This is a genomic window from Natrinema sp. H-ect4 (assembly GCF_041894845.1).
GTDB lineage: Archaea > Halobacteriota > Halobacteria > Halobacteriales > Natrialbaceae > Natrinema.
In genome coordinates this window covers 215,724-231,308 of the sequence record NZ_JBHDYC010000008.1, presented here as the reverse complement: position 1 = coordinate 231,308, position 15,585 = coordinate 215,724, and the positions used below count along the sequence as shown (strand labels likewise).

General features: G+C 56.4%; 14 protein-coding genes and 1 pseudogene. 11 read left to right on the top strand and 4 right to left on the bottom strand.

Features of this window, described 5'->3' with window-relative positions:
- The 7 genes and pseudogenes from ACEWFR_RS12545 to ACEWFR_RS12515 form a co-directional block, all read left to right on the top strand.
- Positions 1-1,520 (top strand): annotated as a pseudogene (locus ACEWFR_RS12545) (hypothetical protein); the annotation flags it as partial.
- Positions 1,517-1,912, top strand: coding sequence for a hypothetical protein (locus ACEWFR_RS12540; RefSeq protein ID WP_374061348.1), 396 nt, complete (start codon positions 1,517-1,519; stop codon positions 1,910-1,912). The pseudogene ACEWFR_RS12545 and the gene ACEWFR_RS12540, both read left to right, overlap by 4 nt.
- Positions 1,913-1,974: 62 nt before the next feature.
- On the top strand, positions 1,975-2,319 hold the full coding sequence (locus tag ACEWFR_RS12535) for a hypothetical protein (protein WP_374061347.1): 345 nt from the start codon (positions 1,975-1,977) through the stop codon (positions 2,317-2,319).
- Positions 2,320-2,661: 342 nt separating this feature from the next.
- Positions 2,662-3,657, top strand: a complete 996-nt coding sequence (locus ACEWFR_RS12530) for a linear amide C-N hydrolase (RefSeq protein ID WP_374061346.1) — start codon at positions 2,662-2,664, stop codon at positions 3,655-3,657.
- A gap of 423 nt (positions 3,658-4,080) precedes the next feature.
- Positions 4,081-4,518, top strand: coding sequence for a DUF6653 family protein (locus ACEWFR_RS12525; protein WP_374061344.1), 438 nt, complete (start codon positions 4,081-4,083; stop codon positions 4,516-4,518).
- 693 nt (positions 4,519-5,211) lie between these two features.
- Positions 5,212-5,823 carry a DUF1326 domain-containing protein gene (locus ACEWFR_RS12520; protein ID WP_374061343.1) on the top strand — a complete coding sequence of 204 codons (612 nt, stop codon included), beginning with the start codon at positions 5,212-5,214 and terminating at the stop codon, positions 5,821-5,823.
- Between the two features lie 32 nt (positions 5,824-5,855).
- Entirely contained in the window at positions 5,856-6,653 is a 798-nt protein-coding gene (locus ACEWFR_RS12515) for a DUF2182 domain-containing protein (RefSeq protein WP_374061342.1), read from the top strand.
- 115 nt (positions 6,654-6,768) lie between these two features.
- On the opposite strand, the gene ACEWFR_RS12510 is transcribed toward ACEWFR_RS12515, so the two are convergent.
- Positions 6,769-7,914: a hypothetical protein gene (locus ACEWFR_RS12510; protein WP_374061341.1), complete on the bottom strand. Its 1,146-nt coding sequence runs from the start codon at positions 7,912-7,914 to the stop codon at positions 6,769-6,771.
- Between the two features lie 314 nt (positions 7,915-8,228).
- Between ACEWFR_RS12510 and ACEWFR_RS12505 the strand changes: the two genes are divergently transcribed.
- Positions 8,229-8,486, top strand: coding sequence for a hypothetical protein (locus ACEWFR_RS12505; RefSeq protein WP_374061340.1), 258 nt, complete (start codon positions 8,229-8,231; stop codon positions 8,484-8,486).
- 332 nt (positions 8,487-8,818) lie between these two features.
- Positions 8,819-8,998 (top strand): hypothetical protein, encoded by a 180-nt coding sequence (locus ACEWFR_RS12500; RefSeq protein ID WP_374061339.1) that lies wholly within the window; start codon positions 8,819-8,821, stop codon positions 8,996-8,998.
- Positions 8,999-9,363: 365 nt separating this feature from the next.
- Here ACEWFR_RS12500 and ACEWFR_RS12495 read toward each other — a convergent pair whose 3' ends face one another.
- Together ACEWFR_RS12495 and ACEWFR_RS12490 are read right to left on the bottom strand one after the other, a co-directional pair.
- Positions 9,364-11,316, bottom strand: a complete 1,953-nt coding sequence (locus ACEWFR_RS12495; protein ID WP_374061338.1) for a serine hydrolase — start codon at positions 11,314-11,316, stop codon at positions 9,364-9,366.
- Positions 11,313-11,864, bottom strand: a complete 552-nt coding sequence (locus ACEWFR_RS12490) for a DUF998 domain-containing protein (protein WP_374061337.1) — start codon at positions 11,862-11,864, stop codon at positions 11,313-11,315. The genes ACEWFR_RS12495 and ACEWFR_RS12490 overlap by 4 nt, the downstream gene beginning before the upstream one ends.
- A gap of 492 nt (positions 11,865-12,356) precedes the next feature.
- Between ACEWFR_RS12490 and ACEWFR_RS12485 the strand changes: the two genes are divergently transcribed.
- The gene (locus ACEWFR_RS12485) at positions 12,357-13,634 is read left to right on the top strand and encodes an MFS transporter (RefSeq protein WP_374061336.1); all 1,278 of its coding nucleotides are present in this window, start codon (positions 12,357-12,359) and stop codon (positions 13,632-13,634) included.
- Positions 13,631-14,494, top strand: coding sequence for a polymer-forming cytoskeletal protein (locus ACEWFR_RS12480; RefSeq protein WP_374061335.1), 864 nt, complete (start codon positions 13,631-13,633; stop codon positions 14,492-14,494). Before ACEWFR_RS12485 ends, ACEWFR_RS12480 begins: the two co-directional genes overlap by 4 nt.
- 39 nt (positions 14,495-14,533) lie before the next feature.
- On the opposite strand, the gene ACEWFR_RS12475 is transcribed toward ACEWFR_RS12480, so the two are convergent.
- A complete protein-coding gene (locus tag ACEWFR_RS12475; RefSeq protein WP_374061334.1) occupies positions 14,534-15,535 on the bottom strand; it encodes an ArsR family transcriptional regulator in 1,002 nt (333 codons plus the stop codon).
- Positions 15,536-15,585: the final 50 nt, after the last annotated feature.

The window sequence follows — 15,585 nt, the reverse complement described above, 5'->3', positions numbered from 1 at the left end:
GCATCCTCGGAAACAGTTTCGCGTCCATGCTCGGGGCAGTTGCGGATGTCGAGTGTTCGGCTGAGGAACTGTCGGCCTGGGTGGCCGATATCGCGTCCCGCGCCAGGGAGGCAGCCCAGGACATCACTGACCGGGAGAGCCAGTGCGTGATGCTCAAAGATGTCTACGTCGCCGGCCTGGGCATGTGGGTGTTCGAGCACGGTTGTCCGGACGAGGCGTTCGCCCCTTTCCTCGACGCCGTCGGCCAGAGCGTGTGCCAAACAGCGACAGCGACGGAACTCATCGAGGACCCCGAGACGTTCGTCCTCGACGCGTACGGGCAAGCCGTTTGGGTCGTCGTCCGATCCGGCGATCTCGACCACGCCGAGCAGTTGTTTGCAGGGTGTCACCGGATCGTTGATTCGATCGCCAGTGCAGAACCGTTCGAGAACGAGCGAACGGTCCGGGCAGGTCTCCATGCAGCGGCGCTCGCCGCTTTCGGCGAGGTCGAGAACGACGATCCGGATCAGGTCTGTCAGTACCCGTACGGTAGTGAAACGATCCCGTTCGAGTCCTCCCTCGGTTTCGAGGACTGGATGGAACGATACGACGCGTCGGTGATGCGAGGGATCGCAGCCGATGGACCTGCCGAGGAAACGACGCAGTATCTGACGGACGTGTATCGTGGTGCGCTGTCGACGCACGTTCGGGGGTACGATCCAGAATCGGCGGATTCGGACGGCGGCGTCACACCACGCGGGGAGCACACCTGGTATACCGGCCTCACGGATCGGATCGAGGCGAGAGCGACCACGAGCGACTCGGTCGACGATCCGATTACGTTTCTGGCGGACGTATTCGGCGGGGCTGCCGGGAACTGGGCGGCCGACGGGGAATCAGGTCGTACCCAGGAGTGGATCGAAGTGCTCATCCACTCGCTTCGGACCAGTCGAGAGTCCATCGACGGGCCCGACAAGACGGACTGGTTCGACGCCTTCGCGGCGACGGACGCCGAGATCCTGGCGGCAGTGCTGACCCGAACTGACGGCAGCGAACGGACGCACGAACGGCTGGTCGAGTCGGTGTTGTCCCAGATCAAAACGGCCGCGAACGCGCCGGACAATCCGCCCCATCCGGTAGTCTACGTGGCTTCCGTCTTCGGCAGGGCACTCGCACTCGCTGCCGACGCCCGGCCGGAGGAGGTCCGGTTCGGAGTGACCCAGGTCCTTGCGGTATTCGACGAGGAGTTCTCTCTCGACTGGGTCGATATCGAGCGAGCCGGCATCTTCGAACGGATCTACGCCGAGGCACTCGCGATTGTCGGCCGAACGCAGACCGATATTTCGGAGCTCGACGAGTGGCTCGAGATCATGAGCGCCAGGATCGAAGCGACCGCGACGAAAGAACTGCCGGAGCGTCCGGCCGAGTTCGTCGCCGCCGTGTACGTTCGAGCCCTCCTCGAAGCAGCCCACGACGGTGCCGACGAGTGGCGGCGACGGCTCGATGCCGAGCTTCCGAGTTCACGAGGGGGCTCCACGTGAACGATCCAGCGGCGTTTCTGGAAGGAGTGTATGCCGACTTGATCGTGGAGGCTGTAAAGAGCCAGGGGCCCTGGACGGAGATCGAAGTGTACATCGACGCCGTGAACGATTCGATCCAGGCCGCGATCGATGCGGACCTGCTCCGTGCCGACCTCGCACACGAACGAACGTTCTCGCAAGCGGGCGACACGCTATCGACGGCGAATGTCCGGGCCCGCGCGGACTACGTGGCCCGCCTCGATCAGGGACTACAGGCGACGGGGAACGGCGACATCGCAAGCACCGTCTTCGTCGCGGAGGGGATCGACGAACCGGATGGCTCCGACATCGAACCGGACTCGACTACCGACGGCGGACCCGGACACAATCAGCAGGAACGGGAAGACCAGTGAGAGCGATGCTGCTGGGAACGGTCCGTAGCTGATCGTTCGACGACCGTCCAAGACCCAAACACATGGATATCGAACGACGAGACGACGATATTGTGTACTTCGAATCGCTGGAGGGAGCAGTGCTCTCGATCGATATCGACGGCAGTCCGTGTACAGTCGATCCGACGAGTCTGCAATCACTCACCGAGATACGGGACCACGCCTCGGACGGCGATCCCGACGAAATCGCGGCCGTCCTCGGGTACCCTGTGGGCACGTTCGACGGCGTTCCCGTCTATCACGGCCGAGTGGACGGGTCGGAACTGTCGTACGCCGTCGTCGATTCCGGGGCCTGGGTGACGATGCTGGTCGTCTCGTTCGGCGAAGTCCAGGCTGGCCGGTACGCCGCTGCGGCCGAGGCGCTATAGTAGCCACTGAAACGATTCACACACTGATCGGGCAACTGTCGTTCGAGCAGGCGTGCAATGACGTGCAGTGGCTACTATAGTGCGAACCAGTTCCGATCAGTCCTGAATACAGGTGGAGCGGACGAACGGCCACAAGACTGCTGGGGCGATGTGCTGGCTAGCCGTTAGGCGACCCCCTGGTCGCACCGGAATCGGCGTACTCCCGTAGCACCTCCCGAATTCGAGGGCCAGGCCCTACGCAGCCAGAACATGTCAGTTGGTCCTAGACTGAACTTATTTTCTTGCTTGACGTGCGATGAGATCATGCGGTACAACAGCCGAGAAACGGGAGGGAGAGTGTAAATGTGTACCCGATTGGTATATCTCGGACCAGAGAACATCGTGCTCACCGCTCGGTCGATGGACTGGCACAGCGAGATTGGTACCAACATCTGGGTATTCCCACGCGGAATGGAGCGAACGGGCAATGTCGGCCCGGCCTCGATGGAGTGGACTGCTGAGTACGGCAGTGTTATCGCGTCGGCGTACGACATCGCGACGACCGACGGGATGAACGAGGCGGGTCTGGCCACAAACGTCCTGTGGCTCACCGAATCTGATTATCCCGAGTGGGATGGTGACACACCCGGACTGGCGGTCTCGCTGTGGGCGCAGTACCTCCTCGACAACTTCGCGACGGTGGCCGAGGCGGTCGAGAACCACCGGAAAGAGGACTTCGTCGTCGTTTCCGACGAAATCCCGGACGAAGGCCGGTTCGCCACCCTACACCTGTCCATCTCGGACGCCACGGGTGACAGCGCCATCCTCGAGTACGTCGACGGCGAATTAACAATTCACCACGACCAGGAATATCAGGTAATGACGAACTCCCCGCCGTTCGACCAGCAACTCGCACTCGACGAGTACTGGTCGGCGATCGGCGGAACCGTCATGTTACCGGGAACGAATCGCCCGGCTGACCGATTCGCCCGCGCAAGTTTCTATGTGGACGCGATCCCGCAAACCCAGAATCGTCGAACCGCAACGGCGAGTGTCTTCGGTGCGATCCGCAACGTTTCCGTGCCCTACGGCATCAGTACACCGGACGAACCACATATCTCCTCGACGCGTTGGCGCACGGTCGCCGATCACCGAGATCGACGCTACTACTTCGAATCGGCGCTCTCACCGAACGTCTTCTGGTTGGATTTCGATGGAATCGACTTCGCCCCCGATGCCGGAGTTCGATCGCTGCCACTCGGTGAGAAGCAGGCAAATGTCTTCGCTGGCGATGTCGCTACTGAACTCGTCGAGACTGAACCGTTCGAGTTTCTTGGCGTTTCCGCTTCATCGAGTTGATCCGAACTGCGGGCACGTCGGCAGTCACGGACCTATAGTAGCCACTGAACGTCATTGCACACCTGATCGAACGACAGCTATACGATCTGTGTGTAAATCGTTTCAGTGGCTACTATAACGGTCTGTGACGACCTCGCCTTTGTTACGTTCTACACAGACGACCGCAACGACCACCTCCGCGCCGTCGTCGACGACGTATCGGGGACAGGCGGGCGGTCACTTTTTCTCGTACTACCCGTTCCGACAGTCCTCGCACTCATAAGAGATGAGACGCTCCGTTTCGTCTGGTATGGTCGGCTCTGTTGAAATCCTCAGTAAGTGACATCCCTCGTCCCGTTGCGGCCAGTACAGGCTGTTCACAGGCCATCTATGGTGGCGACATGATGCCGAATCTATTTGCTACCAGTACCCTACTCTCTAGGTATGCCCTCACTTGCGGAGTTTGAGGACCCCTTCTGGGAGCGACACTCGAATCCGAAAAGCGGCTGGAGTCGTGTACTCGTGCTCCCCGTCCTTCTCTATGCGGTATATCATCGAAGTTGGAAACTCGCAGGTATCACGGTGGTATTTACAGCGATCAACCCGCTGCTGTTCTCATCACCGGAGAACAACGATGCGTGGATGACTCAAGTAGTGCTTGCCGAAAGGTGGTGGACGGAAGAGCAAGAACAGAGTGTGATTGGGGTATCATATCCGAACGTACTCAACCTGCTCAACATCTCGGTGACGGGTTACTCATTTGTCTCCGCTTATCGGAAACAGCCGATTAGAGCAACGCTGGGTGGATTGGCTTCTATGATATTGAAATTCTGGTACGTTGGGAGTCTTGTCCGCCGGTATGACGAAGAAATGTGTGAGTGAATCGTTGAGGCCAAGCGCAGGCTTTAGCGAACTACTGTTTCAGACGATACTATGTCTAAAGAATCGAATTTCAACAGGACCGTATAGTCATATTTCTCGAGGCAACGTTCGAACAAAAGAACAAGCGTATCGATACACTCGAAGCAGAAATCGAGCGTCTCAGGACTGAACTATCGTAACAACTGAAACGGTTTACACACTGATCGCACAGTCCGCGGTTCTCGCTCGCGGTGCTCGCTCACGGCTCGCTTCGCTCACTGTTCGCATCCCCGCGGTTCGGAGCGAACGTAGTGAGCGAGAACCGCGCTCGCTCCGAACCGCGCTCCAGTCGTGCGATCGGGTGTGTAGTGACGTTCAGTGGCTACTATAGTTCTACCCCGATACTCTCCGATATCAGGCCTTGAGCGACCAATCGCTCAGTATAGACGAACCAGTTGCCAGATCGGCTATTGACTTCTCTGAAATCTACTCAAAGTCGTCTGCTGGATACAGGGCGCGAATGCACCACGGTCTCTTCCATCATCGGGTGGGCAGAATCGCTCAATACAGGACGAGATAACGCGAACGGATGATTACTAATGGAGTACATTGACAGGTGAATAGGAAGGTCAACCCAACGATTTCACCAGGTGGTATCTTTTCACCAGATAGCTTTATCGTGTTACTTGATGGCGTATATCACGGTGTTCATCAATGGTACAAGAATGGACCATCAAGGGAGACTACGTTGAAGCCTGCAACTGCGATGTTGCATGCCAGTGTGTATGGATGGAATCACCGGACGATGACGTCTGTACCGTCTCATTGGCGTGGCATATCGAGGAGGGAAGCTACGGCGATGTCGACCTAAGTGGGGTAGATGTCGGCATGCTCATTTCGACCGATGAGGGAGTCATGTTCGCCCCCGAGACGGAGTGGGACATCGTGTTACTCATCGACGAGACAGCCAGCGACGATCAGCGCGAGGCCCTCGAGGACATCTACTCCGGCCGCGCCGGTGGCATCTGGGCGCCCGTCGCTGACACACACGTCCGATCCGCCGACGTCACAACCGTTCCGATCAGCTTCTCGCGGGACGGTGCGGACTTCTCCGTTGAGATTGGGGATGCCATCGAAATGGACGCGAGCGGTGCGGTCGGGTTCAACGAGGAAGTCGGGACGATCTCACCCCACCCACTGACGAAGAGTACGGAGGTACAGACCGGGAAGTCAACCACGGCCACGGTCTCCTACGATGACCAGTTCACGTGGGACGTCTCCGGAAACAACGCCTACCTCGGCGACTTCGAATTGGCGAACTCCTGAGGGCAGTAGGACAGCGAGATAGTCAATCGATCATGGGGACACATGACTCAGTTCGGGATCGGATCACCCACCGGCGCATCCCGATTGTCGCGCTCATTACCTACGTAATCGCGCTGCTCGCGTGGGCAGCAGTCATTGGTCGCTGGCTCCCGATGCCTGGCGGACAGATGGGTGTGCAAATGCACATGTCCGACCCGGGAGCACCGGAGGCGATGGCGCTCTCGAATGGGGTGACTGGTATCAGCCTGTACCTGCTCATGTGGGGGGTAATGATGGTCGCCATGATGTACCCGTCGTCGGTCCCGCTCTTCCGACTCTACGCCGAGACGCTCGAGGGGACGACGGCCGCAGGTAAAGCAACGCGAGTTGGGGCGTTTATCGGGACGTACGCACTCGTTTGGACGTTAACAGGAGTTGTCCCGCTTGTTGTCAATGCGCTGGTGCCGATTGTCGGTCTCGCGAACGCCCACAGTGGGCTTCTGATGGGTGGATCGTTGCTACTCTTATCGGGGTACCAGCTCTCACCATACAAATATCGGTGTCTGCGGTATTGTCGGTCACCGCTCGGGTTCCTTCTGGGCCAGTACCGGCCGGGGGTGCGCGGTGCCGTCCGGATGAGCTGGCAGTTCAGCGTCTTCTGTGTCGGGTGTTGTTGGGCGCTGTTCGCGTTTATGATGATCGTGGGTTCAATGAATATCGTCTGGATGGCACTCATCGCAGTTGTTCTCTCGCTCGAACGGACGGTTACGTGGGGTGAGCAACTGGCACGTGGGGTCGGTTTTCTTGCTGGTATTGGCGGCAGTGTCGTTATCGTGCTCTCACTGGTTTAGGACAGCCTTTCGTCTGATACGCATGCACACGTAGTTGTCGTTCAGTACAGGTAAGGCACACATCGATCGGTACAGGCAGAGAACTACGCGGTTGTTTGCGTCTGTTCAAGCGGCGTCACTGCTCGGAAGGAACCTCACCGTCGGAATCGGTCGTAGTGACTGCAGCACGAAGTTGCTGACGCCACGCAGTCTGCTCGTCGAGATCCGCTTGCATCGTCTTCACACGCGCATCGAGGTCATTGATTTCCTGTTGCAACGTAGTCGACGCAGTCTCCACGTTGCGCTTGACTTGGGCGAACTCCGTTTCAACTTCGTCAGTCGAAGGGGTATTCGTTTCCAGCTCCGCGACTCGTCTCCGGAGTTCCTCCCGTTCGTCGGCCGCCGTCTGGAGTTCGTCACGGAGGCCATCGATGTCGGCTCGCAGCTCTTCGAGGAGTTGCTGTGCCGTCCCCTCTTCGTCGAGGAATTCTTCGAGCGAGTCGAGATATGCGGTGAAGGTGTCCATCCGCGATTGGACGTGTTCCAGTCGTACTGCGATGCTGTTAGATGACTGCTTCTGGGCAAGCAGTTCACGGAGCCTCGCCGCGTTATCGTCGGCCGCGACGCCGTCCTCAAGTTCAGCGACGAGTGCCTCGACGAGTGACTCAGGACGGTGGTGTTGCGCTGGGGCCTCGGACGTGACACCGTTCTTATCATTGGTCTCGCCTAATAATTCCTCAAACTCGATCTCGTCTTCAGAAAAGCGGACGGATTGCGGCTCTGTGAACTCGAACGATTCGCTCCCGAGATTGCCTGCGTTCCCCCCAGACCCGTCCGCATACTGCTGGCGGAGTTGGTCGAACTCGGCTGTAACGGCCTCGTTCTCGGACTTCGGGGTAGTAGCGACATCGAGTTCGAATGCATCTGGATCGATTGTCCAATAATCAACAGTGTCGAGACAGTCATTGTCGAGCGCTTCGACGATCGTTTTCGGGTCTATCCGCGTTTCGATCAGTAGCCCTATTCCGAGATCAGACGACCCAATCTCCTCGATTTCCGGCCGCGCAGTCCAGATATCGAGCGCATTGTCGAGTTCAGAAAGGATCTTCTTTCGATGAGCGATTCGCTGGGTGTCATCGGTGAATTGAATCTGAAAGTAATACAGTTCTGCGTCGGGACTGACGACTTGCGACGTCTCCGTGAGGAGTTCTTCGATTACTTCTCGATCCTCTGTCCCTCTCGACGTGTTGCCATTCTCTCGCGCATTCTCATTGGTTCCCATTCACTTCCCCCAGTCGTAACAATCACTATCTCTTTAATATATTTGACTGTCAATTTCTGAGTGTTGACACTAACTTCTTCCAAGCTATACCACTAATTAACCGTTTAGTATGATGATGTTTTAATGACACTCTGATTGCGGATCGGAATCGTACGTAATTGTTGTGCGACAAACGCGAGTAATACTATATGTAACCGAATTTAGAGGACAAGACAGACAGAACGACTAGTCGAGCGTCTCTCCAACGGACTATTTCGCGATCCGTGGTCAGTAACCGGACTACGAGACCTGTCACGGCTCGTATTGACCGTTCAGTGAGTATCTGTACGTACCACCATTTCTCAAACTACGCAGAGATAACTGACTCAAACGGCCACTCCAGCGTTCGGATCCACGAGTGTCCATCGCCCGACGACTGCGACTTTACGGCCGGCGATACAACCGAACGCCTCGAGCACGTCAACACCGAACACGCTAGAGAGTATCAACGGGAGAACTGGCCGACTACCGACGTCGCCCGGAAAGAACGGCATCTGGACGAGGACGAGAACGACGAATCGGCCGACGAGTAAACGAGGCTACTCTTACGATCATCTGCCGGTAACATCATTGTTACCAACGTATCCAGCCAATAGAGCTATTCGAAAACGGACTCAACATGATGATGACGAGGGGAATGGGTTCAGTCGTTACCTGACAGAATCCGTCCGACACGAGACATACGGTCCCTCGTCTTCCGAGATCGAATCACGTTCCGACGTGAAGCCAATTGTCACGCACACCGGTCTCGGACCCTCCCCTGGCGACAGATCACCTACAGGGGATGGGGGCTCAACGCTGGCCCCTGGCTGGCGTTTTTGTGACGCGAGAGTTTCTATACGGGAAGCTGCGGCCAACGACAGCGATGTCCCTCTCCGATAGACGCGAAGATCTCTTGATCGCCGTCGCACTGACTGAGTTTAGCGTCCACTACGAGCAAGCTGATCCCGAACTCGCGGAACACGTCTTGCAGCTGGCCGCCGATCGCCTCGTCGGTCACGACGTCGAGCCCGCCGAGGCCGTCGACGCACTCGAGATTGGATAGCTATCGCTCGGCGTTTGATCGCTGTGAGAAACCTCAAAATGCCGCCCGGATAGGCACAGGGGGATGGCCGCCTGGCGGCATAGAAACTGGATCAATGGGGTTGGGTGGTGATTGGATCGTGTCGCGCCGTGGGAACGCGACAGTGAATATGTTCGTCCTGTCCTATATCAACCCCGCTCCGATTCCAAGTGCGTTGGAATCGCCCTACTAACCCATTCATATCCCGCTGAAATCGGGTAGCTACTCTTCTGTGAGTTCGATACGCCAGCGATCGTCCGATAGTAGCCACTGAAACGATTTACACGCTGATCGCAATGCAGTCATTCGATCAGGTGTACAGTGATTTTCAGTAGCTACTATACCGGTCACATCTGATACCAGAGAAGATTCCAGTACCAGAGCAGCCATGTGAACGCGATTGCAGCGAGCGCGACTACTGTGTAGTGAATCCGCGTCCAGCGCCCCCATTCTCGGTTCCATATGGCGATACCTGCAAATACCACGGTTAAAACGCTCGCTACTGCCCCGATGAGTGAGGGAATAGTGAGGAGGCGAAACAGTAGCCGGTCTCCATACAGAAACGCAGTTGGTCGCATCGCCAGCCCTCCCGCGAAACCGATTACGAACAGGAGGAAACTGACAGCAGCTATGCCTCCTGTCCACCGTGCAAATCGGAGTGGAGAGTCTCCCCGAGATCGTTCCGTACCACGATATAAGCGCCAGATGGCTGCCCCAGACCATCCACCGATGGCCGTCACGAACGCCACCACAGAGAAAGCAACAATCGCACCGTGAACCCGTGGTTGTTCTACTATCGAAAGTCGTTCGTATGCCGACGCTGGACGACTCCCGAAAAACAGATGTGTGATGTTTCCGTCAGTTTCACCAAATGCGAGGTGGTCGGGACCGTCGGCTTCGCGGAAGAAGAGCGGTTCCACTTCGATCCATCGTTTCGTTTCGTCGCCGTGCGTCGTTATCAGCCGTCCTCGATCGTCGAGAGAGACGGAGACGGTCTCGGTGGCGCCGATGAATTTCTCCGAGGTCGTAGACGGAACCCTGAGCGTTCTGTACGTCCCTTCGAGATCGGTCCCTCGCGTTAGTGTGCTATCCGAAACCGTTACTGACGGCTCTTCCGTGGGAAAATACTGCTCAACGAATTCGTCGATGAACTCCTCTCTGGCATCGATCCCTCCCGGGCTATTGTATGAAACGAACACCCCTGCGTCGTGTTCGGGAACGAGAAAAAGGAGGCTGTGAAATAATTGAGTGTCTCCGGCGTGACCAATTACCCGTACACCGTGGCGACTCATCTCGTAAAAACCGAAGCACATCCCGTTCACTCGTTCGTCGTTGGCAAACCGACGGCGGTGCATCTCCGCGATCGTTTCTGATTGGAGTATCCGGTCATCATCGATAGTTCCGTCCTGAAGATGTGCCCGGACGAATCGTGCCATGTCGGTCGCAGTCGCACTCATTGCACCTGCTGGTGGCATACCGACGAACTCGAAGTCGCCGTCTCGGAACCCGTCATCTGTGGCTGTGTACCCCGTTGCAAGATCCACCCGGAGCCCGTCCGGAACCGGCTGGGCGAACGTGCTCCGATTCATCGAGAGCGGATCAAAAATTTCCTCAGTAACGTAGTTCTCGAACGACATCCCAGCGGTGATTGCTGCGATGTGACCGGAGAGGCCAGCGCCGTAGTTCGAGTACGCAGTAAGCTGTCCCGGCGGACGGACGCGAGCAGGTTGCTCTTCGACAAGGGCCTGCTCCAGTGGTTGGAGGTCGGTTTCGTCTAATACGAACGTTCCATGAGCCCGATCCTCGAACCCGGGTGTATGCGTCCCGAGGTGGTTGAGTGTGATCGGTTGCTCGTACGTCTCGGGAACGTCGATCTCATCGAGATACTGGGTTACGTCGATGTCGAGATCGAGTCGCCCACGTTCGACGCCCTGCATCACGGCTGTCCATGTGAACAGTTTCGACACGGAACCGATACGAAAGAGCGTTTCATCGGCGCGAACTGGTGTCTCCGACCTGACGTCACTGACGCCGTATCCCTTTGCGAACTCCGAATCACCATCGACGACAGCAACTGTCGCCCCTGGAATATCGTGAGCCTCGAGTTGCGCACGTACGAGACCATCGAGAAACGATTCGAAAGCGTTCGGATCGGCGAGTGGCCCCGTATCAGGTTGGGCAACGGCCCTACTCTCGGTGTCCGTGCTGGCAGCTACGGGCGTCGAAACGACAGCAGCACTGGCCGCGAGTCCACTCAGAACGTCTCGGCGCGAAACAGAGTCCATCGGACTGTCACTCATTCGCCTCGATGTGCGGTTGCAACAGGTTGGTCGGGACTCCCAAGCAGATAGCCACCGAAAGCAACCAGCCAGAGCATGACCGGGTAGACGATCATCCGTTCCGTCCCGCCGTGTCCGATGGGGCCGAACGCCGCTGCGTTGCCGGCGTCACCCACCGCCATGAGCACGACGAACACGAGTCCGACACCGCCCGCGAGGACCGAGATGGATCGCATTATCCCCGAGAGTCGAGTTGCAGTCCCGATGGCCTGTACGTTGAAGAATACGAACGCGAGGAGCGCGAACAGCGAGTGGAGTCCGCCGGTATCGAGCGGGAAGACACCGGCGCCGACCGCCCCAATACCGGCGAGTGCGAAGATGGCGAAGAGCCAGCGTTTTCCGTGGGTCCGGTAGAAGTAGAACCCGCCACAGAGATTACACAGGCCGACTGCGACGAGCGAACTATTGAATACGAGCGCAGTCTCGGCAATGACGCCGAGATCACTGATAGCGGCCCCACTGAAGTCATAGTCTGGAGCCATCGCTGCTGTAAGCATGATAACCGTCATGAACTGGGCGGCAAGTACAACGAAGAAAACACCTGCACGTTTCCGGTTATTTGACGCTGTTTTATGGATTTCATCAGTGGTCTGGCTATACGCTGTATTCTGAGTCATGTGTGTTCACCAATCGCTAGTTCGCCCCCGAAGAAGATATAGGAAGCTCACTAAAACCACAGATAACCCAGATGAAAGTACTATTTTATACTAGTATAATCCTCTCGAGATTGCGCCACGTCAATTCGTTGGGCAGGCAATAGGATCTGTCACGAAAAACTGTTCTTCAACATAGAGTGGAGATAGTGGATGCTATTCTATAAAGGATACTATAGTAACAACTGAAACGATTCACACACTGATCGCACAGCCGTCGTGCGATCAGGTGTACAGTGACTTGCAGTAGCTACGATAGAGAACACCTCAAATATATTTTAGTTACAGTACTGCCAATATGTATCCCTGGAGACAATATTTATACCAGAGAGAGGATTACGGCACTCCATGAAACTCCTCGAGTTCGTCCGAGAGCGCCAGTGGATTCCCATCACTGGATATCTGATCTACGTGTCTGCGCTCACGGCCGGGTACTATTACAACCTCACGTTCGTCCAACTGGGACTGACCAACCTCGGAACACAGGAGATCGGTATGTCCCCCGGGGACGTGTCGATAGTGATGGCCATACTTGCGCTTTTCACCCTCGTTGCAGCCGTCTCCAGCGGCGTCCTGATGGATCGGCGTGGATGGAGCACGGACCTGTACATGAAGTTTCGGTTGCTCTTTCTGGTCGTTTTCGTCCAGTTGCTTCTGACGATCGCTGCCCCATACGTGAGTACGATCGAACAGTTCGTGCTCTGGGTGATCGTCTGTTCGATGGCGCTCGGCGTCGGGATTCCGGTGTCGTTCAGTTTCATGCTCGATTTCGTTCCTGTGAGGGATCGGGGATACGTCGCTGCCATCGTGGCAGGGTTGTCGTTTTTCGTCGCGGCCCTGTATCCAATCGAGTGGCAAATCGACGAGTTCAGTCTCGTCATGAGCGTGATGATGGGCCCAGCTGTCCTCGTTCTCGCTGTTCTCTCAGTCAAGCGGTTCCGATTCGTCGATAGTCTCGCCAGTCAACACGAACGCGACGCGTTCGGAACTGGCCGATTCTGTCGGCCAATACCGGTTCGAACGGTCAGCTTCGCGTTCGTGGGACCGGTTGTGCTGATGTTTGGCGTCTTCTTCATCGATAGCTTGGGCTTTCTCCGGATCATCGAAACGCCGTTGTATATCTACACGTCCTGGCAATCCCCCGACCTAAGCGTCCGGTTGTTTATCGCTGTCTTGCACGTCATTGGGGCGCTCGCTGCTGGCGTCATCTACACGAATTTCGACCGGAATTGGCTGTTCTTCTGGGTGTTCGGCCTGTTCGCGTTCACGCACCTCCTGTATGTCTTCCATATTCAGTTTGGTGCGGGTGATACCCCACCACTGGTACTGCCGATGTTCTACGTGCTCGCGGTCAGTTTCTACACGACACTCAACTTTGCACTCTGGCCGGATCTTTCGACGCCCGAGACGATCGGCACGCACACGGCCCTCGGTGTCGGGATAGCGGGGTGGCTGGCGACCTTCTTGAGTACCTCGCTAGCGCTGTACTCCGAGGGGGTCGGACTCTCACTGCTGAGCCATCTGACGTACGTGAACGCGCTGGCACTGCTGTTCGTCGTTACACTGCCGGTGGTGCTATACGTGCATCGGATGGTTGAATTGGCTCGTGGAGGGATGACGCCATGAATCTGGAACTCATCCCGCTCTTGATAATCGTGTTGCTCATGATCTCGACGGGTGGGGCAGACGTCGAGACCACTGAGTTCGTTATTGAAGGTGACCACGAGATGACCGAGCACCGAGGTGCATTGATCGTCGGGGACGCGACGGTCACGGTGCCGGCCGGCGAAGTGGTGTCCGGTCCGGTCTACGTTATCGGTGGCGAGTTTCGGGTCCATGGAACAGTCGAGGGTGACGTGACGCAACTCTCCGGATCACTCGTCGCCGAGGACGGTGCAGCGATCGGCGGAGAACTCCAGCACATCGGTGGGAGCGAGGAACTGTCCGCCGAAGCAACCATCACGGAGCGGACCACTGTCGCGTTTGAATCCTCTGAACCCGGCCCGATCGCCGCGTATACGCCGGTCGTGGTGACGACGCTGATACTAGCGCTTGTGGGGGCGTTGCTCTCCCGAAAACATGAACCACTGCTCGATACTGTCGGGGCAGCCGCGCACGATCATCCACTGATCAGCCTCACCGTGGGAGCACTTCTCTCCGTAACGTTCCTCTCCGTGTTCGTCTTCATGGCGTTCACCCTGATCCTCTTCCCTGTGAGCATACTCGGCCTTCTAATCGGTTTGTTGACCATTGGTTACGGAATCATCGCACTGGGATATCTCGCTGGTCAACAGTTGAATATCCCACGAGTCGGACTGTCGACCGGTCTTGGAGTCGTTGGTATCATGGTGCTCTTACAGGTGATCGGAGTGATTCCAATCCTCGGGGACCTGATTGCGGGCGGGCTTCTCCTGACCGGACTGGGCGCTGTCGTACTGACGTACTTCGGACTACAAGAGTTCGAACCGGTATCGCTTCCGGAGTGACATTGGGAGTAACAGGCAAGAAGTCGACGAATCGTCTCTTCACTTTCTAATCGAAACTGTTCCTGTATCGTCCATCTTGAGATGAATCGTCTCATCGTTTAGCGTGATTTCGAACGTAGCTGTAACCGGATCATCGGAGACGATATTCGTTACAATTACGTCAGATGTGATATACTCGAAAAACTCCCACAGTGGAACGTCCAGTAGCGAAATGTCGTGCTCCCAAAACTGGTGGAGGACTGCTGGGTGAAACGCAGCCGTCACTTCAATTGGAATACTTATTATATGTTGACACTCTCGACACGTGCTACTATAGAGGTGATGTGTTTTCCCATTGTGCTCGTACACATCAAAATCCGTATCAACGCGGCCAAAACACTCCGGACAAACGTCCCCTCGTAGCTGGATGTGCATACTCCAGATGCGGTAGCCAACGCTTTCGATGATCTCTGCAGTTGTCCGGCCACGCGTTTGACTCTTCGGAAAGAAATCGGTTACGAGGATCGCGTCACACGAGGTGCAGCGAATACGGAATTGCTCGGCGTCAAGTGTTGCTAGCAGTGATGCCTCTTCACAGAACAAACAGGCACCGGAGACTTCGCTGTCTTCGAATTTGGAAGTGCTTTCATACACATCGGAGATGACCGTACGAACGATTTTGTTCCCACTATATGTAAGTCGGTATCCATCAGGCGTTTCACTGACGAACTGTCCGACGAGTTGATCGAGGTGATACGAAAATTGAGACGTGCTATCGACGTCAACCGCGTCGTACAGTTCCGTAAAGGACCTCGTATGCCACGGTTTCTGATGTTCTTGTTCCACCGTATCCAACGCGAGTAATATTTCCAGCCGTTTGGAATTTCCGAGCGCGGTAATAGCGTCAACTACTCCCTGATCGATTTGACTATTCTGATCGGCTACCATATTCAATCTACTACTATCCATCTGTACTTCCACCGAGATAAGAGCGTCCAACTCCGTCAAATCAGTTTCTTCAGGAATTAATTCCAAATCGTGGATTTGTTGTCTAGTAACCACTGAAAGTCATTGCACACCCGATCGGCCCCCTCCCTGCTCGCGCCGTCAGC